This is a genomic window from Methanobrevibacter sp. (assembly GCF_017468685.1).
Taxonomy (GTDB): domain Archaea; phylum Methanobacteriota; class Methanobacteria; order Methanobacteriales; family Methanobacteriaceae; genus Methanocatella.
Window position 1 is genome coordinate 12,851 of sequence record NZ_JAFUHT010000036.1, and the last position, 25,338, is coordinate 38,188.

44 protein-coding genes are annotated in these 25,338 nt (G+C 33.4%); all 44 read left to right on the forward strand.

Annotation, left to right across the window (positions count from 1 at the left end; all coding sequences use genetic code 11):
- The first annotated feature begins 10 nt into the window (after positions 1 to 10).
- Positions 11 to 478, forward strand: a complete 468-nt coding sequence (locus IJ258_RS05230) for a hypothetical protein (protein ID WP_292803980.1) — start codon at positions 11 to 13, stop codon at positions 476 to 478.
- Complete coding sequence (locus tag IJ258_RS05235; RefSeq protein ID WP_292803982.1) at positions 475 to 1,008, forward strand: hypothetical protein; 534 nt, start codon at positions 475 to 477, stop codon at positions 1,006 to 1,008. The genes IJ258_RS05230 and IJ258_RS05235 overlap by 4 nt, the downstream gene beginning before the upstream one ends.
- Positions 1,009 to 1,037: 29 nt before the next feature.
- On the forward strand, positions 1,038 to 3,026 hold the full coding sequence (locus IJ258_RS05240; protein WP_292803984.1) for a minichromosome maintenance protein MCM: 1,989 nt from the start codon (positions 1,038 to 1,040) through the stop codon (positions 3,024 to 3,026).
- A 1-nt stretch (position 3,027) separates the two neighbouring features.
- The gene (locus IJ258_RS05245; RefSeq protein ID WP_292803986.1) at positions 3,028 to 3,486 is read left to right on the forward strand and encodes a hypothetical protein; all 459 of its coding nucleotides are present in this window, start codon (positions 3,028 to 3,030) and stop codon (positions 3,484 to 3,486) included.
- A gap of 17 nt (positions 3,487 to 3,503) precedes the next feature.
- Positions 3,504 to 4,511, forward strand: coding sequence for a hypothetical protein (locus tag IJ258_RS05250; RefSeq protein WP_292803989.1), 1,008 nt, complete (start codon positions 3,504 to 3,506; stop codon positions 4,509 to 4,511).
- A 1-nt stretch (position 4,512) separates the two neighbouring features.
- Complete coding sequence (locus IJ258_RS05255; RefSeq protein ID WP_292803992.1) at positions 4,513 to 5,058, forward strand: hypothetical protein; 546 nt, start codon at positions 4,513 to 4,515, stop codon at positions 5,056 to 5,058.
- A gap of 136 nt (positions 5,059 to 5,194) precedes the next feature.
- The gene (locus tag IJ258_RS05260; RefSeq protein ID WP_292803995.1) at positions 5,195 to 5,329 is read left to right on the forward strand and encodes a hypothetical protein; all 135 of its coding nucleotides are present in this window, start codon (positions 5,195 to 5,197) and stop codon (positions 5,327 to 5,329) included.
- A gap of 487 nt (positions 5,330 to 5,816) precedes the next feature.
- Positions 5,817 to 6,191, forward strand: coding sequence for a hypothetical protein (locus IJ258_RS05265; RefSeq protein WP_292803998.1), 375 nt, complete (start codon positions 5,817 to 5,819; stop codon positions 6,189 to 6,191).
- Entirely contained in the window at positions 6,181 to 6,420 is a 240-nt protein-coding gene (locus IJ258_RS05270) for a hypothetical protein (protein ID WP_292804001.1), read from the forward strand. The genes IJ258_RS05265 and IJ258_RS05270 overlap by 11 nt, the downstream gene beginning before the upstream one ends.
- Complete coding sequence (locus tag IJ258_RS05275; protein ID WP_292804004.1) at positions 6,417 to 6,626, forward strand: hypothetical protein; 210 nt, start codon at positions 6,417 to 6,419, stop codon at positions 6,624 to 6,626. The genes IJ258_RS05270 and IJ258_RS05275 overlap by 4 nt, the downstream gene beginning before the upstream one ends.
- A gap of 7 nt (positions 6,627 to 6,633) precedes the next feature.
- Positions 6,634 to 6,768 (forward strand): hypothetical protein, encoded by a 135-nt coding sequence (locus IJ258_RS05280; RefSeq protein ID WP_292804007.1) that lies wholly within the window; start codon positions 6,634 to 6,636, stop codon positions 6,766 to 6,768.
- Positions 6,765 to 7,031, forward strand: coding sequence for a hypothetical protein (locus IJ258_RS05285; RefSeq protein ID WP_292804010.1), 267 nt, complete (start codon positions 6,765 to 6,767; stop codon positions 7,029 to 7,031). The genes IJ258_RS05280 and IJ258_RS05285 overlap by 4 nt, the downstream gene beginning before the upstream one ends.
- Before the next feature lie 48 nt (positions 7,032 to 7,079).
- A complete protein-coding gene (locus IJ258_RS05290; RefSeq protein WP_292804013.1) occupies positions 7,080 to 7,409 on the forward strand; it encodes a DUF4406 domain-containing protein in 330 nt (109 codons plus the stop codon).
- A 3-nt stretch (positions 7,410 to 7,412) separates the two neighbouring features.
- Positions 7,413 to 7,592, forward strand: coding sequence for a hypothetical protein (locus tag IJ258_RS05295; RefSeq protein ID WP_292804016.1), 180 nt, complete (start codon positions 7,413 to 7,415; stop codon positions 7,590 to 7,592).
- Positions 7,589 to 7,834, forward strand: a complete 246-nt coding sequence (locus IJ258_RS05300; RefSeq protein ID WP_292804019.1) for a hypothetical protein — start codon at positions 7,589 to 7,591, stop codon at positions 7,832 to 7,834. Before IJ258_RS05295 ends, IJ258_RS05300 begins: the two co-directional genes overlap by 4 nt.
- Before the next feature lie 209 nt (positions 7,835 to 8,043).
- On the forward strand, positions 8,044 to 8,337 hold the full coding sequence (locus tag IJ258_RS05305; protein ID WP_292804022.1) for a hypothetical protein: 294 nt from the start codon (positions 8,044 to 8,046) through the stop codon (positions 8,335 to 8,337).
- Positions 8,334 to 8,672, forward strand: coding sequence for a hypothetical protein (locus tag IJ258_RS05310; RefSeq protein WP_292804025.1), 339 nt, complete (start codon positions 8,334 to 8,336; stop codon positions 8,670 to 8,672). The genes IJ258_RS05305 and IJ258_RS05310 overlap by 4 nt, the downstream gene beginning before the upstream one ends.
- 22 nt (positions 8,673 to 8,694) lie before the next feature.
- Complete coding sequence (locus IJ258_RS05315) at positions 8,695 to 8,916, forward strand: hypothetical protein (RefSeq protein WP_292804028.1); 222 nt, start codon at positions 8,695 to 8,697, stop codon at positions 8,914 to 8,916.
- A gap of 19 nt (positions 8,917 to 8,935) precedes the next feature.
- The gene (locus tag IJ258_RS05320; protein WP_292804031.1) at positions 8,936 to 9,109 is read left to right on the forward strand and encodes a hypothetical protein; all 174 of its coding nucleotides are present in this window, start codon (positions 8,936 to 8,938) and stop codon (positions 9,107 to 9,109) included.
- Entirely contained in the window at positions 9,106 to 9,792 is a 687-nt protein-coding gene (locus tag IJ258_RS05325; RefSeq protein WP_292804034.1) for a helix-hairpin-helix domain-containing protein, read from the forward strand. The genes IJ258_RS05320 and IJ258_RS05325 overlap by 4 nt, the downstream gene beginning before the upstream one ends.
- Positions 9,793 to 10,022: 230 nt before the next feature.
- Complete coding sequence (locus tag IJ258_RS05330) at positions 10,023 to 10,322, forward strand: hypothetical protein (RefSeq protein ID WP_292804037.1); 300 nt, start codon at positions 10,023 to 10,025, stop codon at positions 10,320 to 10,322.
- Between the two features lie 30 nt (positions 10,323 to 10,352).
- Entirely contained in the window at positions 10,353 to 10,580 is a 228-nt protein-coding gene (locus IJ258_RS05335; RefSeq protein WP_292804040.1) for a hypothetical protein, read from the forward strand.
- A 31-nt stretch (positions 10,581 to 10,611) separates the two neighbouring features.
- A complete protein-coding gene (locus IJ258_RS05340) occupies positions 10,612 to 10,824 on the forward strand; it encodes a hypothetical protein (RefSeq protein ID WP_292804043.1) in 213 nt (70 codons plus the stop codon).
- 343 nt (positions 10,825 to 11,167) lie between these two features.
- Entirely contained in the window at positions 11,168 to 11,722 is a 555-nt protein-coding gene (gene dcd / locus IJ258_RS05345) for a dCTP deaminase (protein WP_292804046.1), read from the forward strand.
- 6 nt (positions 11,723 to 11,728) lie between these two features.
- Complete coding sequence (locus tag IJ258_RS05350; protein WP_292804049.1) at positions 11,729 to 11,941, forward strand: 4Fe-4S binding protein; 213 nt, start codon at positions 11,729 to 11,731, stop codon at positions 11,939 to 11,941.
- Between the two features lie 6 nt (positions 11,942 to 11,947).
- On the forward strand, positions 11,948 to 12,319 hold the full coding sequence (locus IJ258_RS05355; RefSeq protein WP_292804052.1) for a hypothetical protein: 372 nt from the start codon (positions 11,948 to 11,950) through the stop codon (positions 12,317 to 12,319).
- A complete protein-coding gene (locus IJ258_RS05360; protein WP_292804055.1) occupies positions 12,316 to 13,125 on the forward strand; it encodes a hypothetical protein in 810 nt (269 codons plus the stop codon). Before IJ258_RS05355 ends, IJ258_RS05360 begins: the two co-directional genes overlap by 4 nt.
- A 63-nt stretch (positions 13,126 to 13,188) precedes the next feature.
- Positions 13,189 to 13,437, forward strand: coding sequence for a hypothetical protein (locus IJ258_RS05365; RefSeq protein WP_292804058.1), 249 nt, complete (start codon positions 13,189 to 13,191; stop codon positions 13,435 to 13,437).
- Entirely contained in the window at positions 13,421 to 13,795 is a 375-nt protein-coding gene (locus IJ258_RS05370) for a hypothetical protein (RefSeq protein ID WP_292804061.1), read from the forward strand. Before IJ258_RS05365 ends, IJ258_RS05370 begins: the two co-directional genes overlap by 17 nt.
- On the forward strand, positions 13,767 to 14,126 hold the full coding sequence (locus tag IJ258_RS05375; protein WP_292804064.1) for a hypothetical protein: 360 nt from the start codon (positions 13,767 to 13,769) through the stop codon (positions 14,124 to 14,126). The genes IJ258_RS05370 and IJ258_RS05375 overlap by 29 nt, the downstream gene beginning before the upstream one ends.
- Before the next feature lie 27 nt (positions 14,127 to 14,153).
- The gene (locus tag IJ258_RS05380; RefSeq protein WP_292804067.1) at positions 14,154 to 14,423 is read left to right on the forward strand and encodes a hypothetical protein; all 270 of its coding nucleotides are present in this window, start codon (positions 14,154 to 14,156) and stop codon (positions 14,421 to 14,423) included.
- Positions 14,420 to 14,686 carry a hypothetical protein gene (locus tag IJ258_RS05385; protein WP_292804070.1) on the forward strand — a complete coding sequence of 89 codons (267 nt, stop codon included), beginning with the start codon at positions 14,420 to 14,422 and terminating at the stop codon, positions 14,684 to 14,686. Before IJ258_RS05380 ends, IJ258_RS05385 begins: the two co-directional genes overlap by 4 nt.
- 17 nt (positions 14,687 to 14,703) lie before the next feature.
- Positions 14,704 to 15,174: a ParB N-terminal domain-containing protein gene (locus tag IJ258_RS05390; protein ID WP_292804073.1), complete on the forward strand. Its 471-nt coding sequence runs from the start codon at positions 14,704 to 14,706 to the stop codon at positions 15,172 to 15,174.
- Positions 15,175 to 15,263: 89 nt separating this feature from the next.
- Positions 15,264 to 16,229, forward strand: a complete 966-nt coding sequence (locus IJ258_RS05395; protein WP_292804076.1) for a DNA cytosine methyltransferase — start codon at positions 15,264 to 15,266, stop codon at positions 16,227 to 16,229.
- Positions 16,230 to 16,243: 14 nt separating this feature from the next.
- Positions 16,244 to 16,873, forward strand: coding sequence for a hypothetical protein (locus IJ258_RS05400; protein WP_292804079.1), 630 nt, complete (start codon positions 16,244 to 16,246; stop codon positions 16,871 to 16,873).
- Positions 16,809 to 18,230, forward strand: coding sequence for a phage terminase large subunit (locus IJ258_RS05405; RefSeq protein ID WP_292804081.1), 1,422 nt, complete (start codon positions 16,809 to 16,811; stop codon positions 18,228 to 18,230). Before IJ258_RS05400 ends, IJ258_RS05405 begins: the two co-directional genes overlap by 65 nt.
- Before the next feature lie 763 nt (positions 18,231 to 18,993).
- The gene (locus IJ258_RS05410; protein WP_292804082.1) at positions 18,994 to 20,385 is read left to right on the forward strand and encodes a hypothetical protein; all 1,392 of its coding nucleotides are present in this window, start codon (positions 18,994 to 18,996) and stop codon (positions 20,383 to 20,385) included.
- Positions 20,336 to 21,178 (forward strand): hypothetical protein, encoded by an 843-nt coding sequence (locus IJ258_RS05415; RefSeq protein ID WP_292804083.1) that lies wholly within the window; start codon positions 20,336 to 20,338, stop codon positions 21,176 to 21,178. Before IJ258_RS05410 ends, IJ258_RS05415 begins: the two co-directional genes overlap by 50 nt.
- A gap of 264 nt (positions 21,179 to 21,442) precedes the next feature.
- Positions 21,443 to 22,444 (forward strand): XkdF-like putative serine protease domain-containing protein, encoded by a 1,002-nt coding sequence (locus IJ258_RS05420; protein WP_292804085.1) that lies wholly within the window; start codon positions 21,443 to 21,445, stop codon positions 22,442 to 22,444.
- A gap of 40 nt (positions 22,445 to 22,484) precedes the next feature.
- Entirely contained in the window at positions 22,485 to 23,570 is a 1,086-nt protein-coding gene (locus IJ258_RS05425) for a hypothetical protein (protein WP_292804087.1), read from the forward strand.
- The gene (locus tag IJ258_RS05430) at positions 23,542 to 23,850 is read left to right on the forward strand and encodes a hypothetical protein (protein WP_292804090.1); all 309 of its coding nucleotides are present in this window, start codon (positions 23,542 to 23,544) and stop codon (positions 23,848 to 23,850) included. The genes IJ258_RS05425 and IJ258_RS05430 overlap by 29 nt, the downstream gene beginning before the upstream one ends.
- A gap of 46 nt (positions 23,851 to 23,896) precedes the next feature.
- Entirely contained in the window at positions 23,897 to 24,262 is a 366-nt protein-coding gene (locus IJ258_RS05435; protein WP_292804092.1) for a hypothetical protein, read from the forward strand.
- Between the two features lie 57 nt (positions 24,263 to 24,319).
- Positions 24,320 to 24,853, forward strand: a complete 534-nt coding sequence (locus IJ258_RS05440; protein WP_292804094.1) for a hypothetical protein — start codon at positions 24,320 to 24,322, stop codon at positions 24,851 to 24,853.
- 6 nt (positions 24,854 to 24,859) lie between these two features.
- Positions 24,860 to 25,333, forward strand: coding sequence for a hypothetical protein (locus IJ258_RS05445; RefSeq protein ID WP_292804096.1), 474 nt, complete (start codon positions 24,860 to 24,862; stop codon positions 25,331 to 25,333).
- Positions 25,334 to 25,338: the final 5 nt, after the last annotated feature.

Consider the following 25,338-nt stretch of genomic DNA (forward strand, 5'->3'; position numbering starts at 1 on the left):
CTGACAAGATATGACAGAAAAAAAAGACCTGCAACAAGAGCCAATTGTTGTAGAAGTGGATCAGAAAAAAATGATTGTAATTCCTGAGTATGAAATCTCAGAAAGTGCAAGAGAAATGGGAATTAGTAAAAGTATTTTTAACTTATCCCTTGATGATTTAGTGTATGAAAAAATGTTCCTGATGTTTGAAAAAATCAGTCCATTGGAAAAGACTTTATTCAATACTAAACAGGACTTGAAAAATAAAAAAGATGAGTTATTAAGAACCATTGATTTTAAAAAAGAGTTAAACATTACAACTAAACCAACCATTGCAGATAAAGATGCTGTAATGAAACCACATTTACAGGAGTTTGAGGATAAAATCAATACTGCGAATGAGGATATTAAAAAATACAAAGACAAATTAGTTATCATTAATGATTTAATTGACAATAAAAGAGTACAGTTAAAAGTTGAAGGAGGATTATTAGAATGAGCTTTGAAAATGAGAGCATGTTTACATTAGACATGGATTATGAGGAAATGATTGAAATACCAGATGGATACGCAGGATACAGATTAAAAGACTTATCCAATAAAGAGGTTTTTACTGGAAAACCACAAGTTAGCGGTATTTTAACCTCAACCTTTACAGATGAAAACGAATTTGATGACCAAGGCAAACCTGTTGAAAAAACAGTCCACAAAATCAGATTAGTCCTTGTTAATGACGATGACGAAAGTTATCTTGACATTAACATCAACCTGAAAAAACCAGATTACCATGTGGACCGTATTGTTAAAGGTAGTGTACTATTCGACTTTGTACAATCTATCCTTGAATTAGAAAATGAAGGCAGCACCAAAGGTAAAAATGTATTCAGGAATGTGAATCTGAAACAATTTACTGATTTCATTGGTGGTTTAAAAGTCATGGCCATTCAAAACATTGAAAGAAACGGTACATTTAGTTTTAACAGTTTCTATGTAGTCCGTGTTAATAACAAACAAGTAAAAATAGAATAAAAAAGGGATTATGTGAGGTGTATATATTCATGAAAAAACCAAATGAAGTATTTCTTGAATATATAGAAAAATATCATAAAAATGACTTAATGGAATTGAAAGGACCAGCAAGGTTAGATGTGGATTATACTTTGCTAAATGATTACTTTGTTAATTCCATTAATCTTAATTTTTTTGACATTGACAATTACAATAACATTATCCTTGATGTAGAAAAAGAAATCAACATTAAAAACAATCCTAAAACATGGATAACAATTAAAATTAAAGATGTACCACCAAATTGCATGTTGCATGAGCTTGATGCAAGTTATGCCGGAGATACTATTTCTGCAAAAGCAATGATTAAAAACATTACTGACTCCACACCTGGTCTGAAAACTGCTACTTTTGAATGTCGTGGTTGCATGAGATTGATTCAACTTGATATTGATGACAATATTCTCGTGGAACCTTCATTGTGTCCTGAGTGTGGTGGTCGGTCATTCCGTTTGAATCAGGAGTTAAGTGAGTTCCGTAATTACAGGTATGTTAAATTAGAGGAACCATTAGAACTAAGGTCTGGCGGAAATAGTCGTGAATTTAAAGGATACATGCAAGATTACTTGGCAAGTCCTCAGCATAAACTCAAAGCGGGTGATGTTGTGGATATACTTGGTGAATTTCAAGTGAAAAGGACTGATAAAACTAATAAGAAAAATGACTTTGAATTTTTGATTAATCTGCATAATATTAATCCTGTGAATAATGCATTTGAGGATTATCGTTTAACTGAGGAGGATAAACAAGAGATTATTAAACTCAGTCAAGAACCGAATATTTATGACAGATTAGTTAAAAGCATTGCACCTGAAATCGTGGGTTATGAGAATGTTAAGGAAGGTTTATTATTGCAGTTATTTGAGGGTTACAGACCAGAGCATGATGTTTTTAAACATGAGACAATGGACAGATGGACCACCCATATATTACTGATTGGTGACCCTGGTATTGGTAAATCTCAAATCATTACTGCATTAAAAAAAAGAGTTCCGAAGTTCATTGACATTGATGGTGCGGACACCAGTAAAGCAGGATTAACCACCAGTGCAGTCAAGGACGAACTGACTGGTGCTTGGACACTTCAAGCAGGAAGTGTAGTCTTAGCAGATACGGGTCTGTTATGTATTGATGAGTTTGACAAACTCAGTAAAGGTGCTCAAAAGAGTTTGAATAAACCGATGGAGCAGCTAAGTGTAAGTCCGGCAAAAGCAGGATTAGTGAAAACTATGACTGCAAGAACCAGTATACTTGCAATTGCAAATCCAAAATATAGCAGGTTTAATAAGTTCAAAGACACCAAAGAACAAATTAACATTCCGGAATCAACATTGTCAAGGTTCGACTTAGTATTTGCTTTGAATGATAAGATTGAGGTTGAACACGATACGGAACTTGCAACAAGTTTACTGAATAAACATGATCTACTTGATGATGTTGATATTATTGAACCAGAATTGTTTAAGAAATATGTAACTTATGCAAAACTGGAAATATTCCCACGGCTTGATGAGTCAGCTAAAAAATTATTAGTTGATTTTTATGTAAATACAAGGCAAGCGGCATTACAATCTGATGCTGCAAAACCTATTACTGCCCGTGACCTTGGAGCATTAGAACGCTTGACAATTGAAAGAGCAAAATGTGAACTTCGAGATGTTGCGGTGAAAACTGATGCTGAATGTGCAATCCGTATTTACTGCAATGCATTAGAAACTATTGGTCTGACTCCGGAAACTGCCGGTACTTTGGAAAGTGTCATGTCTGATGCAGAGATGCAAGTTTTGAATGATGCTGAGAATATGATTATTGCTAAAATGAAACAGTATGATTTAACCAGTGTTGATGATTTGTTATTATCTGACATTAAACATGAAATCGGTGTCATCTGTTATGGTTTAGGTTTAAAGAATAGTAAAGAGATTTTAAATACTGCATTGAGTAATGTTAAAAAAAATATTGAAAACAAGGTGATTTAGGTTGAAAAAAACAACTACAATAAAGATTGAGGAAGAGTTATTGAATAGAGCGAAAGCAGAAATCCCGAATTTATCTGCTTTTGTTAGTATATGTCTTGAAAAATATCTTGGTGTTGGTGATGCTGAGTTTCCAATATCTGACATTCAGGACGAGTTAAATAATATGAAAGAATCTAATTTGAATATTCATTTACTAACTGAAAAAGATTACAGTAAAGATGTAACTGATGAGATGATTATCAGTAAGAATAATAAGGCATGGTTGAATGTTTGGTCTCATTATCGTAACAGTAAAACTGTTTATGAACCTGCATTAGTGAAGTCTGCTAATGTCCTTGGTTGTGAACCGGAGGAGTTGCGGGAAATGATGGAAACCATATTATATTATGCTGGTAAGGATAAGATTATGTTATGTGATGAGTATTCTTATGCAAGGGAGTTATATGAGCAATACAAATAAAAGGGAGCTGACAAAATATGTTATTGACATCTGAGGACATTGATGAGTTTGAAAAGTTTATGAAAATATTTCAAACTGCCAATAATGGTGGTATTAGTGATGCTGAATTTGATAATTTCAGTAATGGTCTTGCGATTTTAAATGATAATGTAAAACATTTAGAAAATGAATTTACACAATTAATGAAAGACTTTGAAAGAAAAGGCAAAGGATTACACTTAGCACATAAATATATCATGGAACTGCAAGAGGACATGAAAAAAGTATTATCCAATACTCAGGAATTAACCATTATGTGTGAAAAAAACCATGATGACTTATTACTCTTGAAAGACCCTCAACACAATGAGAAAGTACAGGCAAGATTTGATAAAATCCATGCCTCCAAAACGGATAATGAGGTTAAACCGAATAATGTTAAGAATAATCCTGATGACTTATTCACAGTTAATCCAAAACAACAGATTTTATTCAATAATGTCAAGATTAATGAAACCGGACATATTACTCATACCACAAAACAAGGTTACAGTCTGGACTTTAAAATTTCATTACCTTGCTTATTATATTTGAATGAGATTAAGAATGATTTAACATTTAAACAATTCAATAAGTTATATTCCGCAATCGGCAGTAACTACAATTACTTATCCAAAGTCATTTACAATCTGCGTGTCGGTACTTTTGATGATATTATGAGCAAGTTCTGTGAAAATAGTAAGAATATTGATGTCCGTATCAAGAAGGATAATACATTGATCATTAATGATAACTTGACTGGTTTGAAAGCTAATGATGCATATATGTTATTGTTAAGTATTCAAAGTAACGGTAATCGTAAGTTATTCAGTCAAATTAGACAAGCATATAAAGGTTTTAAGCATTTGAATATTGATGAGTTCTTGTTTTACAGTTTATGTATTAACTATAATAATTCCCGTATCTCGAATGTTTTAAAACCCGAAGAAAAAGAAACACCTGTTGTTAATAGCCCAAGTAAAAGAAAAAGTTTAGGATTGATGTAGTATGACTGTTTATGAGGATTTTGTAAGTGATTATAATAATTTGAATCTGACAGCTCATGATGTCCGCCGCATACATGGTCTGAATGGTAGAGAATATAGTCATATGTGTAATCAAGCAAGGAATAATGGTGATATTCCTGATGTCAGACATATGAATTCGACTAATGCTAAATTTTACCGCCAAACTCGTGATGGTAAGTTTACTGTGCAGAAACAGACTGCTGGTATTTATCAGCATGTGGGTAAGTTTGAATCTGAGGAAGATGCTAAGTATATTGCTGCTTTGTGTTTGTCTAATGATTGGGTTATTAGTCCTGAGATTAGGTTTGAGATTAACAGGTTGAAGGTTAAACCTAAGAATTATAGTTTTGTGAATGGGCATTATATTATTCAGAAATTTATTGATGGTCGGAATAAGGTTTTTGCAAGTATTCCTGCGGATAAGGTTTCTGAGGATACGGTGCGTGAGATTGTTGATAGGTTCAGGTGTATGGGTTGGAATGAAGAGTGCAAGACTCGTATTTTGGAGGAGTTTGATATAACTTAACTGGTACTTTTTTAACTGTTTATTGTATTTTATCTCCTTTTTTGATATAAATGGTTGATTATTTTAATAGTTGCACTTGCAACCATTATTTTAATCAGCCATTAACTATTAATTTTAACAGAGGTGCGACCAGACAATGAATGAAAAATATTATATTAATGTACATGAAATAATGCAGAAAAAAAACATTGACTTACCACGACCAAAAAGGAAAATAAAAATCATAACTGTTACAGTTCCAATATGGAGTGATTTAAATGTCAATGTTTAACCTGCAAATGATAATGGGAATACTGTTTATAGGAATATTAATCTACCTGATAACCGGAATGAGTGATGATTAAACATGAAATATTTAACTCATTATCATGTAATTGAAACCGAAAACATAGATCCGAAATTACGGAGATGCAAATGTGGTTACACTTTCAAGTTCAGTAAACTCGGATTACTATTAATGTTTATCCGTAAGAGTTTTGTTTTCAGATGTCCAGTATGTAAAACTGTGATACGGTTTCACATAGTGTATCATGTGGTGAATAAAATGGAAAAAGATGAGAATAAATTATTATCTGATGCTGAGAGGGTATTATGGAAACATTGTTGAAAATTAGTTTTAGTATTGTATTGTTTCAAGCTATTTTAGCAGTATGTCATTGTTGGTTTCAAGTATTTGATACTGTAACATATAGTTTAATGCAAATAGTGTGTTGTATAATGGTCACGGTGTTTAATGTTGCTAATTTAATGATAAGGGAATGAGATTTATGTGTAAATGTATTGGGAAATTGAAAAGGGAAAAACCAGTAGTCTGCATTGACTTTGATGGTGTCCTGAATAATTACAAATTTTATGACCCTGATAATCTTTTTGATATGCGACCAGGAGCAGATGACTTCATAATGAAATTGTCAGTAATATATCGTGTAGTTATTTTAACTGCAAGAGATATTGGGAAAGTCAAGGAATGGTTGCAAGAGAATGAGATTACTGTTGATGAGGTTACTAATGTTAAACCTCCGGCAGTGTGTTATGTTGATGACCGTGCTGTTCGTTTTGATGGTGATTTCAATAGGGCATTGTATGATGTAAGACATTTTTATACTTTTTGGGAGTTGAACTATGATGAATGATTTATTGTTAGTTAATCTGATTAGCTTACTGAAAAAATCAAGATTTGTAACATTTGAATTGAATGGACTTGAAAATGCAGGTGAGGAGCTTCAAAATTTAAGTGATAATTTTGAAGAGTATGGTCTGACTGATATTCAGCATAACTATGAATATGGTGATGTTACTGTTAAAGTTGGTATTCTACCTGAACCAAGACCAGAATATCGATATGTGGAGGATTATTTATGAAGTTTGATGTGAAAGAGTTTAAGGAAAATGCTAAAAAAGTAATGGAAGAGCAAATCAAGAATAATAACTTGTCTTTTAGTGAATTAGTGGCTAAATCTGATGCATTAGTTGAGGAACTAACTGATGTTGAGAAACGCAGAGGTGAACTAACTCATGAATTGATTGAGATTCAAGGTATGATTATTTGTATGATCTATCGGGAATAGTGGTTCTATGATTAATGACATTAGTTATTTGTTCAGGGGTTTGACAGTTATCTGTGATGATAGGTGTCAAGCACCTATTCTTATTTTGAATAAAAAGGATTATGAAAAGTTTTATGATGATTTTAAGGAGTGGAGCGAATGAGTGAAGGCGTTGATTGTTTTAAGTGTAAGCATTTTTGGTATGATTATTATCCTGATGTGCCAATGATAAGACAATCCGGCTGCGGTAAAGGTCATGAAAAAACTTGCAGAAACACACCGTTTGATGAGGTTTTTACTTGCAGTGATTATAATCATAGTTATTTCACCAGTGCATATTATGGATATTATTTTTATGGTTTCATTGGTTTGATTGTGGTTATTGCTTGTATTGTTTCATTCTTGAAAACACATGGAGGATTGTAAATATGGATAAGTTGGAACACATTTTTTAATCATAGGAGGGAATAATTTATGAGTAAAATTAAAATCATGTTAAGCAGTCCAATGAAGGACAAAACAGATAAAGAAATCTCAGATGAAAGAAACGAAATGGCAAACTTATTATTCGATTATTATGATGATAATTGTGAGATAATGAGTACAGTAATTGAAAACCATAATGAAAAATCAGCATTAGAATGTTTTAGTGAATCAATCCTGTTTATGAGCATGGTCGATGTACTGGCTATGGGTTATGGTTGGGAAAATGCCAGAGGTTGTAAACTGGAACATGATATTGCATTAGCATATGATGTGCCTGTTGTTTATTTGGATAAGATTAAAAAAGAAATGGAGTTATAAAGAGTGAGTGATGGTCCTAAGATTATATGGATTCCTAAATGCCTTAAATGTGGCAGTGAGGATATTGAAATTGAAAAGTATTATGACCCGTATGACCTTGAAAAATGTTATGTTAAATATATTTGCAAAGATTGTGGTCGAGAATGGGGTTACAATGGATTAATGGAGTTTTGGGAAAAATGAGTGAGTTTAAAGACTGTGAATACAGATACTGTGAAGATGACATATTATACTGTGAGAATAAATTAGACAAGGACAATAGGTGTGATAACTGTAAACAGAATATCCATCTTAACTGTGATAACTACAATCCTAAAAAGGATTTATGTTTGAAATTCTTTCAGGACAATATCAGCAGTATGAAAGAATGTCAGGAAAAAACAGTATTCAACGATAAAGACTTGTCAAGAAAATGGAGTAACTAAATATGATGATTAAAACACACATTGCAGGAGTATTCTTAAAATTATTTTTCAAAATAATGAAAGGATACCCTTTATTTTTATTACAGATACCACCGTACACTACATTGAGGCAATGGAAATAACCATTGATGAGGATTGTCATGAGATAATCATTGAACCAAGGAAAGTGTATGTGGATATAGATGATGTTGTTAAGGAGATGAGTATTAATGAGCTTTAAAACCCAAGTTCAAGAGGACATTATGTATACAGACATAAACATCATACAATACCATAATAACAAACCAATCAGTCATGTAAACATAACCAGTGATAAAAACTGTCTTGAAACCAACATGACAAATATTGAAAAAATCACATCATTGTTAAACAGGTATGAGGAAACCGAAGAGGAACTAAACAATATCCGTGAAACAATCGTGAATGCATATTTATCTGAAAGAACTGACATCGGAAAAAGTGTAATCCGACAAGTAGCAGCACAAATAGGAGTACAATTATGAAAGCATCAGATATAACAATCAAATTACCAAACATAGACAAAATCTATTGGAAAGCATTAAAAGAATTGGAAAACTACGCACGATACATGTTAAGATGTCTGCATCGTGTAGGCATACACCCAACACCGGCAGATATTGTACATGTTACATTTGAAAGAAATAACGGTCAAATTGCTGAGGCAGTTACTTATCCAAGGTCATCAGTTATTGATGGTCAAGGTGTTGTGAATCCAATGTTTTTTTACGGTTTCAAGATGGATTATGATTTCAAGGATTTGGATCATATCGGGATTAATGTTAGTTTCTGTGATAATTTTGAGGATTTGAAAAAATAATATAGAATGAGGATTTGATAATATGAGTTTGAATACTAAAAATGATTTATATGCGAAAGTGAGAAATGAGATAAACGACCATTACCGTGATTTGCATTCCGGTGAACTGGATATTTATATTAAAACTGATACTGATTTATATCGTTTATCTGATGTTCATGTTGTGTATAATAAGAATAAGGTAACTAAAAAAACTGATAAAGTTATTACTCTTATTTCCGGTAACTTAGAATGTAAAAAATAATAGGGAGCTGACAAGACATATGAATTTATTAGAGGCAAAGTTAAAAGCAGTGCAGGATTCCAAAAGAGAATTGAAAAAACAAATGAAGTCTGAAAATGACCGTGCAAAGTTAATGAGCATTGCAGAGGACATCAGAGAATTGACCAAAGAGGAAACAGAAATCTTAACTGAACTGGGAGTGTTCAAGAGATGATGACTGTTTTTATTGATGACCGTGAGCAATCCCGTGTTGCTCCGGCTTATCAGTATTATAAAGAGGATATGGGTTTGCAGACCTATGTCCTTGAATTACCTTATGGTGATTATGTATTTGTTGATAAAGATTCGAATATAAAAGTTGCTTTTGAGTATAAGACTGTTGATGATTATATTAGTAGTTTGAAAGATTATCGTGTATTTAACCAAGCATTGAATCAATCTAATAAGTTTGATTATCATTTTGTCATTGTTGTTGGTACTGATGAGGATAAGAAACGAGTTACTGATAAGCAATATTGGGTTACTGGTCGTGATTTAAGTGACACTGAATTTTACGGTGGTTTTGCAAGTCTTGTGAATTTCACCAGTATTATTCAGGTTCCAAACAGTAAAACTGCATTTGGAGTTATGGAGCAGGTGGCCCGTAAATGCACAAGCACACGACCTGTTGTGAAAAGATTTCCTAAATCAAGGGGCAGTCCGGCGTATCGTTTGTTGAATAATAATGTGCATCGTGTAGGTCATGTTACTGCTCAGAATATTTGTGATACTTTGGGTTTAGGGTCTGTTGATGATGTTTTGGGTTTGCAAAAGGCGGATTTGTTGAAAGTGAATGGTGTTGGTGAAAAAACGGCTGATACGATTTTGTTGCAGTTGCATGATGAGTTTTATGAGTAATTTATTTATATTGTGTAATTGCATATTATTTAATTGTATTTGTATTCTATTTGTTTTGATTTATCTATTATTTCACCTTTGAATCTGTGGAAAAATAATGGGTGCTGAATGCTCCTGGGAGTGTTTGGTGTCCTTTATTTTTTTTAACTATTATGGTATACTTTAACAGATACCTTTATATACTATGAAAACATAAGTATAATTATCAAATTACAACGGAGACCAAACATATGAAAACAACAAAAATTTGTGAAAACACAATTGAAAACTTGACCTTTGAAATCTATACCAACAACAACAAAAGAGCATACCAAACACTCACAATCACAGATGCTAAATGCGGCACCAAAAGAACCACAAACATGATTGCACCAGTTGATTTTTACGACATCATTTCCGCAATATTATGCACCGACCAATTATGCGACTTCATAGATGCAGTAAGTGGAACTTGGAGTGCAAACCTGTTAGAAGACATGATTAATGAAATCATTGCCCTCAGGTATGGTGAGGTGGAATACACCTCATAAATTTATATTTTTTTTGGGAGTTGATCAGACATGAAAGCACAAGAACTTATCAGTATACTTGAAAAATGCAACCCGACTGATGAAATCACATTCATCTTTGATGATGCTGAAATGTATTCCAGGAACCTCGGTCAAGGACTACATGAAGTTTCACAAGTTAATGTAACCGGACTCAAAATCGATGGTAAAATTGCATTGACTAATGGATTCTCTGCAAAGCTCTTGAAAGGTGATGAGGAATCAATATTCCTTAAATAAAAACTCTTTTTTTTTAATGGTGGATTACTTTATGTATGTTTATTTTAACCCAAATGTCACACATGTTGAAATTGAAAGATGTGATGAGATTGATTATACTAAAATCAGATTTTATGTGCATGATGAGGTTGTGTGTATGGAGTCTTATGTTATGACTCGTGACTGGTTCCTGAAATTGTTACCTGCAATAAAATCTACTTATGACAAGGTTACTGTTATTCCTGTCAAACCAATTGATGAATGATTAAATCATTCATTATTTTGAACTTTATAACCATTCACCAACATATATTATTTTACAGAATGTTAAAATTATATGAAAGATACTGATTATTTTTCTTAGACTTGATGTAAACCCTTAGTTTTAACCCAAAAACTAATAACCTAAAATTTTAACTTAACGCTGAAACTTTTAATAATCAGTCCCCCTTTCAAATCTAATTTTAGCATTCTATACTACCCCTTAATAATCATTTTATTATTATCTCCAAAAAAAAATAAACTGCGAAAATCAATGTTTTTTTTCCTCATATGTATCCACTTTTTTTTATCTACTTACAAACATCAAAAATAATGAGAATAAAAACATGATACTATCAGACAAAACCATAAAACAAAAACTAAAATCTGAGGAAATAATCATAAAACCATATCCTGAGGAAATACAACCATCAAGTGTGGACCTCAGACTAGGTAATGAATTTTGGAGTCCAGTAAAAACCGAAGAGGTACTGGACATCAAAAATAACGAACCCAAGTATAATATAATCAATGCCAATGCAATTGTACTACCACCAAATGAATTTATACTTGCAACAACCAAGGAATGGGTGGAACTACCAAATAACTTATCTGCAAAAGTCGAAGGAAGGTCAAGCATCGGCAGACTTGGTGTTGCAATACATGTAACTGCCGGTTTCATAGACCCTGGTTTCAAAGGAAACATTACACTTGAAATCAAAAACCTTGCACACCAACCAATCATGCTGCACAGCGGTATGCGTATCTGTCAGTTATGTTTTGAGCATCTGGACACTATCCCTGACCGTGTGTATGGTGAATGTGGTAATAAATATCAGGAGCAAAAGGGTGTTGTTGGATCATTAGCTTACTGGGATTATGATAATCAACCTGTGAGGTGAATTGAATTGACTGGTGCTGAGGGAGTTAATTTTTGTACTGTCCGTATTGATGACAGTAAATGTACTTATTGCATGGAATGTGTTAATACTTGTCCGAATGGTGCTTTAACCTATGAAAGCAGTGTTAAGTGTTTTATGCATAATGCTTATGAATGTGCATATTGTGAAGTCTGCATTGATGTATGTAGTGAGGAATGTATTGAGATTTTAGATATGTGAATTTTTATGATTAGTGTTTATGATAAGTTCCAGAGAGACATACGAGATGGTGCAACAATAAGTGAAAGTTTATCTAAATATAACTTAACTTTGAAAGATGCTTTTGATTATTTGAACCACCCTCCAAAAAAGGATAAAAGACCTCGTAGAATTTATAATAAAGTTGCTCCATTCATATATGAAGTCAATGGTAAATATCATATTCGCCGCAGAAACAAAAAAGGCTTGGCAATGTTTTATGGAAGTTTCAACAGTTTAAGTGATGCTGAAAAAATAATCCAATGGTATAATGAAAATGCTTGGGATAAACGCAGACTTGATTATGCTTGTGAACAATTAGGAATTGAAAGGAATAAGAGAGGAGGAAACCATAAATGACATTACATATTGCCCTGGAAGGTGTTGATGGTGTTGGCAAATCAACTATGTGTAAAAAGTTAATGAAATTCCTGTCTAAAAAATCCTATAAATGCAGGTTAGCAGTGCAACCGGTTAATGCTGAAATTATTAAGATATTAAAGAATTATGAATTATTATCTCATGAGATTGCATTACTTATGGCATTTGACCGCAGTTTTAGTTTTTATGGTGAGGATTGGAGTAAATATGATATTGTAATATGGGATAGGAGCATATTATCCAGTTATGTTTATAATACTGATAAAAACACACCAAGGACATTTATTAAACAGATTAACAAATATTTTCCGGAAATGGATTTATACATCGTCATAAGAACCGACTCATATATGGCAGAGCAGGATTATACACATCAGAAACATTATGACCTGATAAAAAAATACGACCAGTTAATAAATGAAATGGACAATGTAAAAACAGTCGATTATGTACATGATAAACCTGAGGAAGTGTTTGAAAACATAGTCAAAGTCATATTTGACAATCTGCCTAAATGTAACTGGTGCGGACGCTTATTCAAACCAAGTAAAACACATAAGAAATACTGTAAAAACAAATGCAAAGAATACAGTCTTGCAGAACAATACCGTATCAATAACCGTAACTATTATCACAGATACAAAAATGTCATGACTGAAAGACAAAAAGGAGGACTGGGAAGTAAAGGCGCAAACCTCCATGGTAAAGCAGACCCGAATCCATTAGCTGAATTGGAAAAAGTCCGAAATGCCAAAAGAGCATTGGGTTTGAAACCCATTCAATAATTATAATTAATTTTTTTTAAAGTATTTTTATTAGAGTATAATAATGAAAGAGAGGTTAATGTCTTGTACAGTAAAATGCACCAGCAAAAGTATGCTTACAAACTTGAAATAGACATCACAGAAACAAGATGTCCCATTTGTAAACGATACCATTTAAAAATGAGTCAATCCGGATTAATCACATGCCGATGTGGTTTCATATGTGATAATACTCATAATTATGTTGCAGGTGTAAGATTAGATAACGACCTTGATTTCAAAATAATCAAAACTAAGAAAGAGGAAGAGGATAAAAATGACAAAACAGAATAATTTTTTAAATATTGGTAATATAACCACCATACTAAACAGTATATTCTTAATAATCCTTGGTTACATCGTACCATACCTTGTAAGTCTCGGATTCAATATTCCATGGGACATATCAGTAATGGCAAGTTTCTTAACCGCAATAGTATTAGGAATATTCAGCTACTTTAATGCAAGCAGACATAATAATTTCTTTGATGAGGACAATGACACAGTACACATACCAGTACCATTAACACAAGCTCAAATCGATGCAATACAAAATTTCATTAACATTCAAACTGGTGCCGAAGTTGAAATAATTGGTGATGATCAACCTGAAAACGATGTTGATGATGATGACAGAGAAGTTAATCAATAAAATACCATATAAGCGAACACTCTGGATATTCGGTTTCGTGAAAACATCATTGTCAGGTGCTTTATTTTCAACCGGTGTAGTCCTTATTTTTAATGGTATTACAAACCACCCTTGGTTTCAAGGTTTTAATGAAATTGCAATTGTATCAGGTTTAATCGCATTGACTTGTGCCATTATCGTTATAGCGAGTATTGATAAGTGGAGGGAGCATCAGAAAAAAAATGAACTGGAAACCATTGATAATCATATTGATGAGCGAGCAGAGGAAATAGCTGAAAAGCTATTGTTGCAGAAACTGGAAGAGTTAGGTCAATTGCAAGATGACGAATAAAAAATAAAAATGGAGGCATAATATTTTATGAATGACAAGGAATTTGAAAAAATAAAAAAAGACCGTTTAATGCAATGGATACTTGGGATATTATCATCAAGCAGACATTATAATGAAAATATACCAATTGAGGAAATGATAAAAGAATGTGAAGACATTGGAATGAGTAAAGTAAAAACATCATTAGAAATGTACGGCATACACTATGATTTCCAGATGGTTTTAACCCGCAATGATGATAAAAAATATGGAAATTGGAAACCGGAAGAGGCAATTAATCCGGAGTATACAGCATGATTAATCTTAAAGAATCAAGGAATTTCATTAAAATATGGGATAATGATGTTACTGATGATACTGTCAGTAAAATTAATAAGATTAGGTCCCGTAGTGAATTAATTGATTTCTGCATTTACAGTGATGGCAAGTTACTGTATCGCAGCACATCAGATGATACTTTTGATACTTTGAAAATCCAGGTTAAAAAGTGTTTAAATAACAAGTTAATTATTAGTTTGGATTGCTTATTCCGTAAATATCCGAACTTGAAAATATACTAAATGTGAGCTGATAAAACATGAAATTAGAAAAAGTGAAAATCGATGATTTAATTAGTCCTGAGTATAACCCGAGACAGATTAGTCCTGTGGAATTGGAAAAATTAAAAACCAGTCTTAATGAGTTTGGATATATAAGTCCAATCATAGTTAATGAGTATAATAATCATATCGTTGGTGGAAATCAAAGATGCCTTGCATTAAAACAATTAGGTTACACTATGATTGATGTTATTTACATCAACGAACCGGATATTAACAAAGAAAAAGCATTAAACATCAGACTCAACAACCTGTCCGGTGAATGGGATAAAAACAAACTCCAAAACATACTCGACGACTTAAAATTACAAGAATTTGATGTAAGTCTAACAGGTTTCGACATCGAAGTACAAAAATTCGAATTTAATGATGATCCACTCATTTACGATACACCCACCTCAGACATTGTAGATATGAGGGGGGGGGGACCAAGAGGAAACAGTAGATGAAAGTTACTTTGAAATTCCAGATGACGAACCTGAATATGATGAGTCAATAGCTGACACTGTTGAATCAATCACATGTCCAAGGTGTGGATATGAACTCCCAAAAAACTAAACCACGGGTCATATCCACTTTCAGTGGTTGTGGAGGCAGTAGTTGCGGATATAAACAAGCAGGATATGATGTGAAATTAGCTGTGGAAATGGATAATCACGCAGTTGAAACATATCATGCTAATTTCCCTGATACTCCTATTTATCATGGTGACATTCATAACTTATCTGTGGATAAGGTATTTGAAATTACAGGCATTGATGTTGGTGAGTTGGAATTGTTTGATGGCAGTCCACCATGCCAAGGTTTCAGCATTAGTGGCAATCGTGAATTTTGCGACCCTAAAAACCAATTATACAATGAATATATCAGATTACTGCGAGGTTTAAAACCAAAAACATTTGTAATGGAAAATGTATCCGGAATGGTGAAAGGTGATATGAAACTAATCTTTAAAGACATACTAACACAACTAAAAGACTCAGGTTATGATGTTCGTGCCAAATTAATGAATGCAATGTATTATGATTGTGCAACATCAAGGCAAAGAATGATATTCATAGGTGTGAGAAAAGATTTAGGCATACCGGCAAGTCACCCAAAACCACAAACAAGACCAAAAACAGTAAAAGAATGTCTAAAAGGATTCAAAAGCAAATACCCATATCTGAAACCAACAACAAAATGGGTTCTGAACAATCTTGATAAAGTAAAACCAGGTGAAAATTTTGGAAAAATACACCCAAAAGGCAGCTACTTTAACAACATAAAAATCAATGAAAACAAACCATGCCCAACAATAACATTCCAAGGATATGGGAAAATGATAATGGGAAACCGCATCATGAACTCAGATGAGGCAGCATTACTGCAATCATTCCCACCAAATTATAAATGGATTGGTAAACCATCTGCACAATGGAAACGGATTGGAAATAGTGTGCCGCCAAACCTCATGAAAGCTATTGCATTACACATCAAAGAAAACATACTAAACAAAATATAATTTAGATGATTAAAATGGCAAAAGGAAAACTATCATGCTACGAACCTTTACCCAACGAAAGACAAGACAGTTTCAATAAATTTGTCCTGTACCGTGATTTAAAACCTCATGAGAGAAGTTTAGGCAAAGTTGCAGATATGTTAAATGTGAATGGAAATGCACAAAACCGGAAAAAACTATTAACTTCATTAGGGAATTTATGCACTAATTGGTGTTGGGTTGAAAGAGTCAGAATATACGATGCAGACCAACAATTAAAACTGGCAAAGAAACGAGAGGACACATTTGATGGAATGAGCGATGTACTGCTCGGAAACATTGAAGGATTAATTAAATATGCTAATAATTTATTAGGTGAGGTTATTGAAAGACCTTACAAAGACAATGGTGAGAAGTACAGTCTTGTTACACGGATTAAGATGACCAAAGATGTCAGTAACCTATTAAAGGAAGCTCATGAACTATTATGTAACTTATGTGGCAGACCTTCCACTTATAGCAGTTTTGAATTTGATGGATTAATTGATGTGAACGCTGAAATTGTTGAGGATATACCTTTTGAAGAGGAAATGGAAAAATATGTTGATTTCTTTAAACAGATTGAGCAACCAACAGAAAGCATTGATAATAAAGACAGTCTGTAAAAACCCATACATACCACACACTCCATTCAGACAGCAAGTATATTTCCTTGCCAATAATAGTGAGGAGTTATTATATGGTGGTCAAGCAGGTGGTGGAAAAAGTGATGCATTACTGATGGCAGCATTACAATATGTCACTAAGGATTTTATGGTTGAAGATGATAAAGGTAATCTCAGGAATAATTACAATGCATTAATCATAAGGCGTACACTTGAAGATTTGGATATGCCAAATGCGATAATGGACAGAGCAAAACAATGGCTATTACCCTTAGAGGATAAAGGACTTGTCAAATGGAAAGACCAAAAGAAACGATTTATCTTCGATTCCGGTGCAACATTAACATTCAGATACCTTAATCATAATAAACACTTAAATTCATATCAAGGTGCTGAGCTGCAATTTGTAGGATTCGATGAATTAACACAATTTCCTGAGAATCAATATAATTATCTGCATTCAAGGTTAAGAAAACTTGAATATAGTCCGATACCAATCCGTATGAGAGCAGGAAGCAACCCCGGAGGACGAGGTCATGAATGGGTAAAAGCAAGGTTCATCAGTCCAAAATCAGAACTACCCTTTATTTCATCTGCTTATACCGATAACAAATACTTGAATCAAGAAGAGTACAGTAAGCAGTTAGACAAGTTAGATGAATTAACCAAACAACAATTAAAATATGGTAACTGGGACGCAGTCATCACATCAGGATTACTCATGAACAGATCACAATTCATGAAAAGTCTCATCAGTCAAGATGACTTCAAAGACTGGACACCTGTTTACTGCACCATTGGTGTGGACCCTGCAAGTACAGGTACTGATAAGTTTGCCATGTCATGTCTTGTTTATTTTGATAATGGTAAATTGGTTTTGGTTGATATGGACAGTACACCTTCCAGTAATCCGGAGTATAGACTGCGTGATTTTATTATTCGTAATCAACAGTATAAACCAAGAGTTATAAACTTTGAAAGGGAGCAAGGGAGTGCACCTCATTATGCTTTGAATTATTGGCAAAACTTATTTACAGACCTTGGTGCAAAAATGGGTTTCTATGTTATGGATACCACAGCATCAAGCACCGGCAGTAAGTATAACAGGGCTTATCCTCATGCTTATCATGTCCGCAATGGCAATATGCTGATTAATCGTGATATTCCATTGTTGTATGATGTTAGTGTTGATGGTTCGGCGTATAGTCCGGTTCGTGCTTTGCAGGACCAGTATATTTATGTGCACCCTGATAAGTCTGTGATGGAAAATTATTCATCTCCTGATGAGTTGGATAGTGTGAGTTATGCTTTTGAGGAGATGCAGAAAACTGTTACTGGTTTGAGTTTAACGATTTAATGTGTTTGTCAAGTCCATCATTGGTATTGTTTTTTTACGAATGTCATTCAATTATTTTATTATCCATTTTTGAGAGTGTGCTTTTGCTTTCACTTGTATTTGTATATTGTATTGGTGGTGGGCTTGACTGACATTTATGTCGTGTTTGGTGTAGATGTTGGTTTTTATTTTTTTTTGTTTTTCGTGTTATTACTTTTTTATGTTTTTTTATTATTCTTTTTTTCTGGAAATTGTCATTAGTGATTATGCGGTAATATTGTAAATAGGTATTTATTGTATTTACTCTTGTTGTGGTATTTTTTTTGTTTATAGGATATGATGTATATTATCGTAAATATGTAAATATTGTAAATACTTTTTGTATATATTGTATTTACATATGTATTGTATTATGGAGGGGGGATATACCCTTTATTATGATATAAGTAATAATAGTATATACTGTAAATACTATATAGTAATAAAAATAATAATAATAAGTAATAATCTTAATAGTAATACTAAAATAATAAAAAGTAATACAAATATTCATATAAAAACACCACACACAAAAAAACACAAACATATAAGAGTATAAGATGAGAAAGGACAAAAAAAATAAATCGTCAAACAATGCACACTGTGATAACGAATTTTAAACCTCAAACTTTTTTATAATCTTCATAATTTTAATCTTTTTTTGTCCTTAACTTCAATCTAATTTTAATAATCACAAAATAATTTAATTTTTAACGATAATCAAAAAAAAGGGCAAATGATAAACATGGAAATAAACACACCCTCAAAAATAAACCCACAATACGAAATAAACAAAACACAAATCCAAACACTACTCGAACCCACCACCACAAAACCCGATGACAAAAACGGAACCAGAATATACCCATACCTTAGCGTAGACCTCTGCGACAATCTCATATACCAAAATGTACTACTCAAAACATGCATTGAAGTATTAGCAGAGGACACAGTATTCAACGACATATCCGTAACCAACAATAACAACACAAATGAGAACACATCAGAAAAAATCAAACAGTTCTGGGAAAACAACCAAGACGAACTAGGAAACCAAGTCATCGATTGGTTTAGTTACGGGTTCGGTGCAAGTGAAATAGTCTACGATAAAAACAAAGAACCTGCAAGATTATACCAAATACCTGCTGACACATTATACATCAGCAAAGAAACCAAACAGAAAACAAAGGACAATCCAACAGGTATAAGTTACTATGCAGTTCAAACCGTAGCAGGTCAAAATGACATTAAAATGAAATTATCACATCTGGAATATGGACCCGAAGATGATGATCTACCAACTTGTTTATGGTTGGGTGGTGGTCGCAAGTCAAGTTTCTTTGATTATCCAATGTGGATTTCATGTTTCAATCATGTCAGCGCATCAGTCAGTTTGGATATGTTAGATGCAAAGAAAATCAGTGATGGAAATCTCATCAGTGGTATACTGACAATTATCAGACCTCCTGGTCTTGATGGTGCAGATGAGGTTGATAGTTTAGAGGAACGCATGGAGGAAAAAGGCAATGGTTTATTCACATTAGAATTAACCACACTTAACCCGAACATTCCTTTAACTGTTGATTACATTCAAATCAGTGAGTCTAATTATGATTACTTGATTCAATTAGCTGACAAATCAGATGGTAAAATCCTTGCAACATTCAAGATACCAAAAGCAAGATTACTCATTGATGATACAACCGAATCAATGAACTCCAATAAAACTAATACCTTATATGAAATATATACAAGGGAGTTAAGCAATCGTCAAAGACCATTGGAAAATAAAATGAATCAATTCAACAGTAAATACTTTGAATATGATGGGAAAGTTGATATTGAAACTCCTGTATTCATTGACCGTAAAGAAATCGAGGCAGACATTACCATGAGATTATTTGATGCTGGTCTCATCACATTTGGTCAAGCTATCAATAAAATAAGCAAGACATTTCCAGAGTTTAACGATGTGGAAATTGATGAGAATAACCCAATCTATAATGAAAGATATTTCCATGGCCAACCTTTCGGTATGATAGAGGATACACCTGAGGAAAGTAAGTTTTATAACATTGGTGATTTTATTGAGACTGCAAAAATCAATGAAGTATTTTCAAGAGAAAGTCAGGATTGATAAGGCAAGGACTAAAAGTGTAGCTTATAAAATTCAATTCTTTAACAATGGTCAAATTGATGATTATGTCAAGAGTTTCAATGAGGGCAATCCTGAAAAACCAACTGATGCCATGTTGTGGGCGGAATTGGCTATTTTGAATAAACCTGAGGTTTATAAAAATTATAACCGCATCATTAATAGTAAATATACAAGTAATGATAACCTAAATAAAATGCTCATACGGAATAAGGCCAATAAGGAATTAAACCGTATTGTTGAGGCAGAGCTTGAAAGGATTGTTAAAAACTTAAATTATGTTGAGCAGGTATTAAGTAAATATGAGATACCTCAAAAAGAATACGAAAAACTAATCAGGCAACAGAAAGAATCAAGTCTTGCCAACCGCAGAAAAATATTAGAAGAGGTGGCAATACAAGCAAACAATCTGTTAGTGTCTGAGGGTTTGAATATTCCATCAAATGTTTTTAGTTATCGTGACTTGGAAGGTACAGCACGGAGCATGATAAGGTCAAGTCAGATGCAATCCAAATTGGAAGAGATAAAATCCATTAATGATAATTACAGGAATGAAGGTAAATCAGATGTTTACACTAAAAAAGTATGGATTCATACACATGGTGGTAAGACTACAAGGCATATGAGTAATCATATGCAGACTGTGAATATTGATGAACCTTTTATTGTTGTTAATGATGCTACTTTGGAAATTGATGAAATGATGTATCCGATGGACCCTGCGGGTTCACCTGGTAATGCTTTTTGTTGTTGGTGTGATATGGATTTCAAATAAGTCTCACCAAAATAATTTATTGGTGGGTGTCATTCATATGACCTCCATTTTTTTTAAAAGACTGAGGACTTAAAATTATTTTTTGGGTTCCTTAGTCTAATCTATATTTTATTTTATGTCATTCACATGGTTTAAAGCAGAAAATTAAAAAAAAAATAAATCAATTTTTTTACATTTTATTATTTCTTAATTTTTTTTAATGTTTCTGAGATTAAAGTATTCGATTACTAAAACCATGATCCACTTTTTTGAGTTGAAATTTTTATGAACGAATTATATGTAACTGGTGTTGTAATCCCGAACGGGATACCAGACCATGAAAACGATGTCCTGAACAAACAGGACATTAAGAAAATCTTCACTAAATACATCAACCGTGATACCGATACCATGCACACCCGTATAAGAAACGAGGGTGTCGATGTATTGGCAAATTGGATTAGTGAAGCAGACACTATTATTGCAGGTAAAATCGCACCTGCTGGTTCATGGTTAGCAACTTTTAAGATAACTAATGAGGAGATTATACAATCCATTCTTGATGGAAACATTACCGGTTTAAGTCTTGGTAGTGTTTCAGATATTGCTTTAACTCAAAAATTTTGGTTTATTAATAAATCAATAAATTACCGTGATTTAGATGACGCAGAAGAAGTAATACCCTTGTTTATTTCTTTTGTTGATAAACCAAGCAATATGTACGGTTTGGAAGTAATGGATTATAATGTCTACATTAATAAGAATGCGAAAGAGGTTGAGAATATGTCAGAGCAAAATAAAACTGAAAATGTTGGTGACGAAACCTTATCCGTTTCTGCATGGGAAAGGATAATGGATAAATTCGGCATTAATAAAAGAGCTACTGAAACCGAACCAGTTAAAACAGAAACTGAAAATACTGTTGAAACTGAACCGGTTGAAGTGAATAAAAATGAAACTGCTGATATTAGTAATGCAGAATTGTTACAAAAAATCCCAGAGGCAGTAGCTACTGGTATTACATCTGCATTTGAGAAAATGGGTGCTCCTAAAACTGAGGAGGTTGAAGTTAATAAAAATGAAACTCCCGAAGAAACTGAGGAAGTAGAGACTGAAACTGAACCAGTTGAAGAGCAATCAGAGGAAACCGAAGAAACCACTGAGACTGATGTTGAAATCAACAAAAGACAAACCGTTAAAAACGAGAATGTTGAGACACCGGAAGTTTCAAGTAATTTCTATAAAAAATCTGGTAGAAACGAATTCGGTTGTAAAATTAAAAATTAAATCTTTTATAAAAAAAATAATTAAATTGAGCTGATAAAACATGTCTACTGTTATTACAAGAGAAAACATTGTGAATGGTGACCCATTCATATTAAAATGGGCAAATGACCCAAACAAACAAAATGGTGTATATAACCCTGGTTGGAAACAACAGACCGAAGCAGATAATTTCCTCGTTCATGTTGATAATCAAACCAGTATTATTAATGAATGCAGATTTATTGTAATGGACGCAAAAGAGTATGATATTTCATACCTCAGAGTAAAAGCAAGATTACAATACATGGGCAGATTAACTGCATCTACCGGTAAACCAAAAGATGCACAATTAACTGATGATTATACTACTGCCCTTGATGAGGTTGTACCTGAGTTCAGCAGAAACTCATTAATCGCTGTTCCTTTCAGTGCTTTTACATGGACTGCAAAAACATTCTTACTTGAAAACATTGAAAAAGCATCATTCTTACCAAGAATGGAAGCAATACTTGCAGAAAGAGCAGGTGTATCTGCCGAAGCAATTGGTATGTATGGAATTAAAAAAGCATCAGGTGCAACACAAGATGGTATGGACCACCTTGATGGTATTTTCCAACAATTAACTGCTGTTAAAACTGCATATGATGCGGCTGAACAAGCAGACCCAACCTCAGTCAAACAAGAACCTATGGGTTACTTTACTGACATTGATTCCACTAAACCTTTCATTCCACAATTAAAGAAAATGCTTACTCAGTATTCCATACAAAAAGGAAACAGGTCTAATGCTAAATTCTATGTTTCCAATTTAGTTTACGGTTTACTTGTTGAAGAGGCAGATGCAAGGGAAACTGGTGAGGGTGACAGATTATACTTCCACGGTGGTGAATTATCCATTTGGAACACTCCTGTTGTTGTTGCTGATTTCCTTGACACTCCGGAAAATGATTGGGGCGAACAAATATTATTAGCAGACCCTGAATCCATTGTGTTTGGTTTCCTTGATGAAATCACTTCCGAGAACAGTTATGAGCATGACCATAAAGCATACTTGTCATCTGTTGATGTGTACTTTGACACTTTAATCTTATGGAATAAAGATGTTTTAGCTGCAAAAGTTGTTACTCCCAGCGGGAGCGGAGACTAATCAATCCTCCGCTAATACAGAAGAAACTACTGAAACCGTAGATATTAATGTTACTGTAACTGATGGTACTAGTCCAGTTCAAGGTGCTGTTGTCACTATTGGTGGTAAATCATGTGCTAATGGTACTGGTTCAAGTGGCGGTTGTACAGTAAGTGGTGTAGCTGTTGGTACTGGTGTAGCTGTTAGTGTAACTTGTGAGGGTTATGAGGATTACACTGCTACTGAGGACATTACCACCGAAACAACTACTATGTCAATTACATTAACTGCAACTGGATAAAAAAACATCTTTTTTTTCTTTTTTTAAAGAAATAGGTGATTTGAAAATGGAAGAGTCTGAAATCATTTCACAAACCTTATTAAAATTAGATGGGTGGGTATTAGATGATACAGAATTAGCAGCTACAAAGTATAATAAGAAAATAGCTGCTGATGAGATCATTCATTTTTACGGTACTGCCAAAGATTATGCATGTGCATATACTCAGTTAAATGAAACTCAACTTATGCAGTTAATGAGTGTAGATACAGCATTAATCTTATGGACTGCCGGTTTGCTTTGGCGGAAATATAATATACGCAGTAATGATAATATTGATGAGTCTGTAACTATTGGTTATGGAGATTCACTTATTATTCAAGCTAAGGAAATGTTAAAACCCTCTAAGTCTTATGGTTTCTATGCATACTGAATTTTAAAAAAAAATCTTACTTTATTTTTTTTATGGTGTGAAAGGAGAATCTTTTTTATGGGTGCATGGGACGAACTTGACACAGAAATTAGTGTCGAGGTCGATACAACAGAATTAGAGGATTTAAAATTCCTACTTGAAACAGAGGACATTGATGGAATCTTTGATGATGCAGTTGATTATGTTGATAAATTAATCACAGGCATTCATGAAGGAAGTCAAGAAGGTGTTCAGGACATTGCAGAGCGAAACCGTAGTTTTCAAGACCAAATCATAAGTGAAGCATGCGACAATCCAAGTGGTATGTTAGCATCAAGCATTTATGCTGAGGAGGTTGATGAGTACACTTATCTTGTCGGTACAACCATCAATCACATTTACCCAATGGCCTTAGAATTCGGCAGAGGACCAGTTTATCCAATCCGTGCAAAAGCATTAGCATTTTATGCACCATCTGGTGAATTGGTTTTCCGTAAAAGTGCGGGTCCTGCTCGACCTCGTCCATTTGTTGCTCCTGCATTTGACCGTACAAGTCAGATTGCCGAGGAGATAATGTTAAGGAAAGTGAATATTGCTATTAATAGAAACTGATTTTTTATGTTGTCTACTGATAATATTATTTTTGATTTATTACTTGATGAGCAAACCAATAATCCTGATAGTTTGTTATCTGATTTCCTTATTCAGTATCCCAATAAAAGAGTTGCGGAAGAGTCTAACAGTATTTTTATTGCTTGTGTATCAAGTGAAAATAATCAGACTGGTTATGAGTTTTCACAGTTCCGTGACCTTGTTGAAATATTAATTGTTACAAAGCAAGGGGATTATGAGGAAGCTATAACCTTGATTAAAACTGTTAGCAAGGAAATTTGCCGTGTTATCATGAATAACATTGATAAATTCCCAAACAAACCAGTCATCAGGAATATTAATCCTGAGTTCAACCGTGATTATGTTTTAACAAGAGGTCATATCATGGTTCAATGCACAACCGAACCTGTTGATTTTACTGTTTCTGATGAGGATTATAAAGTTTGCAGAGTGATTTTGGATAAAATGAAACTGGAATGATTTTA

Excerpts from the sequence above, each read along its gene's own strand:
- IJ258_RS05300 (WP_292804019.1), top strand. The coding sequence starts at position 7,589 with ATGAGTGAGTTTAAAGACTGTGAATACAGATACTGTGAAGATGACATA.
- IJ258_RS05335 (WP_292804040.1), top strand. The coding sequence starts at position 10,353 with ATGAAAGCACAAGAACTTATCAGTATACTTGAAAAATGCAACCCGACT.
- IJ258_RS05275 (WP_292804004.1), top strand. The coding sequence starts at position 6,417 with ATGAAGTTTGATGTGAAAGAGTTTAAGGAAAATGCTAAAAAAGTAATG.
- IJ258_RS05425 (WP_292804087.1), top strand. The coding sequence starts at position 22,485 with ATGTCTACTGTTATTACAAGAGAAAACATTGTGAATGGTGACCCATTC.
- IJ258_RS05315 (WP_292804028.1), top strand. The coding sequence starts at position 8,695 with ATGAGTTTGAATACTAAAAATGATTTATATGCGAAAGTGAGAAATGAG.
- IJ258_RS05310 (WP_292804025.1), top strand. The coding sequence starts at position 8,334 with ATGAAAGCATCAGATATAACAATCAAATTACCAAACATAGACAAAATC.
- IJ258_RS05285 (WP_292804010.1), top strand. The coding sequence starts at position 6,765 with ATGAGTGAAGGCGTTGATTGTTTTAAGTGTAAGCATTTTTGGTATGAT.
- IJ258_RS05420 (WP_292804085.1), top strand. The coding sequence starts at position 21,443 with ATGAACGAATTATATGTAACTGGTGTTGTAATCCCGAACGGGATACCA.
- IJ258_RS05385 (WP_292804070.1), top strand. The coding sequence starts at position 14,420 with ATGATTAATCTTAAAGAATCAAGGAATTTCATTAAAATATGGGATAAT.
- IJ258_RS05395 (WP_292804076.1), top strand. The coding sequence starts at position 15,264 with ATGAACTCCCAAAAAACTAAACCACGGGTCATATCCACTTTCAGTGGT.
- IJ258_RS05370 (WP_292804061.1), top strand. The coding sequence starts at position 13,421 with ATGACAAAACAGAATAATTTTTTAAATATTGGTAATATAACCACCATA.
- IJ258_RS05240 (WP_292803984.1), top strand. The coding sequence starts at position 1,038 with ATGAAAAAACCAAATGAAGTATTTCTTGAATATATAGAAAAATATCAT.
- IJ258_RS05360 (WP_292804055.1), top strand. The coding sequence starts at position 12,316 with ATGACATTACATATTGCCCTGGAAGGTGTTGATGGTGTTGGCAAATCA.
- IJ258_RS05330 (WP_292804037.1), top strand. The coding sequence starts at position 10,023 with ATGAAAACAACAAAAATTTGTGAAAACACAATTGAAAACTTGACCTTT.
- IJ258_RS05305 (WP_292804022.1), top strand. The coding sequence starts at position 8,044 with ATGAGCTTTAAAACCCAAGTTCAAGAGGACATTATGTATACAGACATA.
- IJ258_RS05235 (WP_292803982.1), top strand. The coding sequence starts at position 475 with ATGAGCTTTGAAAATGAGAGCATGTTTACATTAGACATGGATTATGAG.
- IJ258_RS05255 (WP_292803992.1), top strand. The coding sequence starts at position 4,513 with ATGACTGTTTATGAGGATTTTGTAAGTGATTATAATAATTTGAATCTG.
- IJ258_RS05445 (WP_292804096.1), top strand. The coding sequence starts at position 24,860 with ATGTTGTCTACTGATAATATTATTTTTGATTTATTACTTGATGAGCAA.
- dcd (WP_292804046.1), top strand. The coding sequence starts at position 11,168 with ATGATACTATCAGACAAAACCATAAAACAAAAACTAAAATCTGAGGAA.
- IJ258_RS05405 (WP_292804081.1), top strand. The coding sequence starts at position 16,809 with ATGTTGATTTCTTTAAACAGATTGAGCAACCAACAGAAAGCATTGATA.
- IJ258_RS05325 (WP_292804034.1), top strand. The coding sequence starts at position 9,106 with ATGATGACTGTTTTTATTGATGACCGTGAGCAATCCCGTGTTGCTCCG.
- IJ258_RS05355 (WP_292804052.1), top strand. The coding sequence starts at position 11,948 with ATGATTAGTGTTTATGATAAGTTCCAGAGAGACATACGAGATGGTGCA.
- IJ258_RS05280 (WP_292804007.1), top strand. The coding sequence starts at position 6,634 with ATGATTAATGACATTAGTTATTTGTTCAGGGGTTTGACAGTTATCTGT.
- IJ258_RS05440 (WP_292804094.1), top strand. The coding sequence starts at position 24,320 with ATGGGTGCATGGGACGAACTTGACACAGAAATTAGTGTCGAGGTCGAT.
- IJ258_RS05230 (WP_292803980.1), top strand. The coding sequence starts at position 11 with ATGACAGAAAAAAAAGACCTGCAACAAGAGCCAATTGTTGTAGAAGTG.
- IJ258_RS05270 (WP_292804001.1), top strand. The coding sequence starts at position 6,181 with ATGATGAATGATTTATTGTTAGTTAATCTGATTAGCTTACTGAAAAAA.
- IJ258_RS05390 (WP_292804073.1), top strand. The coding sequence starts at position 14,704 with ATGAAATTAGAAAAAGTGAAAATCGATGATTTAATTAGTCCTGAGTAT.
- IJ258_RS05250 (WP_292803989.1), top strand. The coding sequence starts at position 3,504 with ATGTTATTGACATCTGAGGACATTGATGAGTTTGAAAAGTTTATGAAA.
- IJ258_RS05435 (WP_292804092.1), top strand. The coding sequence starts at position 23,897 with ATGGAAGAGTCTGAAATCATTTCACAAACCTTATTAAAATTAGATGGG.
- IJ258_RS05290 (WP_292804013.1), top strand. The coding sequence starts at position 7,080 with ATGAGTAAAATTAAAATCATGTTAAGCAGTCCAATGAAGGACAAAACA.
- IJ258_RS05400 (WP_292804079.1), top strand. The coding sequence starts at position 16,244 with ATGGCAAAAGGAAAACTATCATGCTACGAACCTTTACCCAACGAAAGA.
- IJ258_RS05320 (WP_292804031.1), top strand. The coding sequence starts at position 8,936 with ATGAATTTATTAGAGGCAAAGTTAAAAGCAGTGCAGGATTCCAAAAGA.
- IJ258_RS05380 (WP_292804067.1), top strand. The coding sequence starts at position 14,154 with ATGAATGACAAGGAATTTGAAAAAATAAAAAAAGACCGTTTAATGCAA.
- IJ258_RS05410 (WP_292804082.1), top strand. The coding sequence starts at position 18,994 with ATGGAAATAAACACACCCTCAAAAATAAACCCACAATACGAAATAAAC.
- IJ258_RS05260 (WP_292803995.1), top strand. The coding sequence starts at position 5,195 with ATGAATGAAAAATATTATATTAATGTACATGAAATAATGCAGAAAAAA.
- IJ258_RS05375 (WP_292804064.1), top strand. The coding sequence starts at position 13,767 with ATGATGATGACAGAGAAGTTAATCAATAAAATACCATATAAGCGAACA.
- IJ258_RS05265 (WP_292803998.1), top strand. The coding sequence starts at position 5,817 with ATGAGATTTATGTGTAAATGTATTGGGAAATTGAAAAGGGAAAAACCA.
- IJ258_RS05340 (WP_292804043.1), top strand. The coding sequence starts at position 10,612 with ATGTATGTTTATTTTAACCCAAATGTCACACATGTTGAAATTGAAAGA.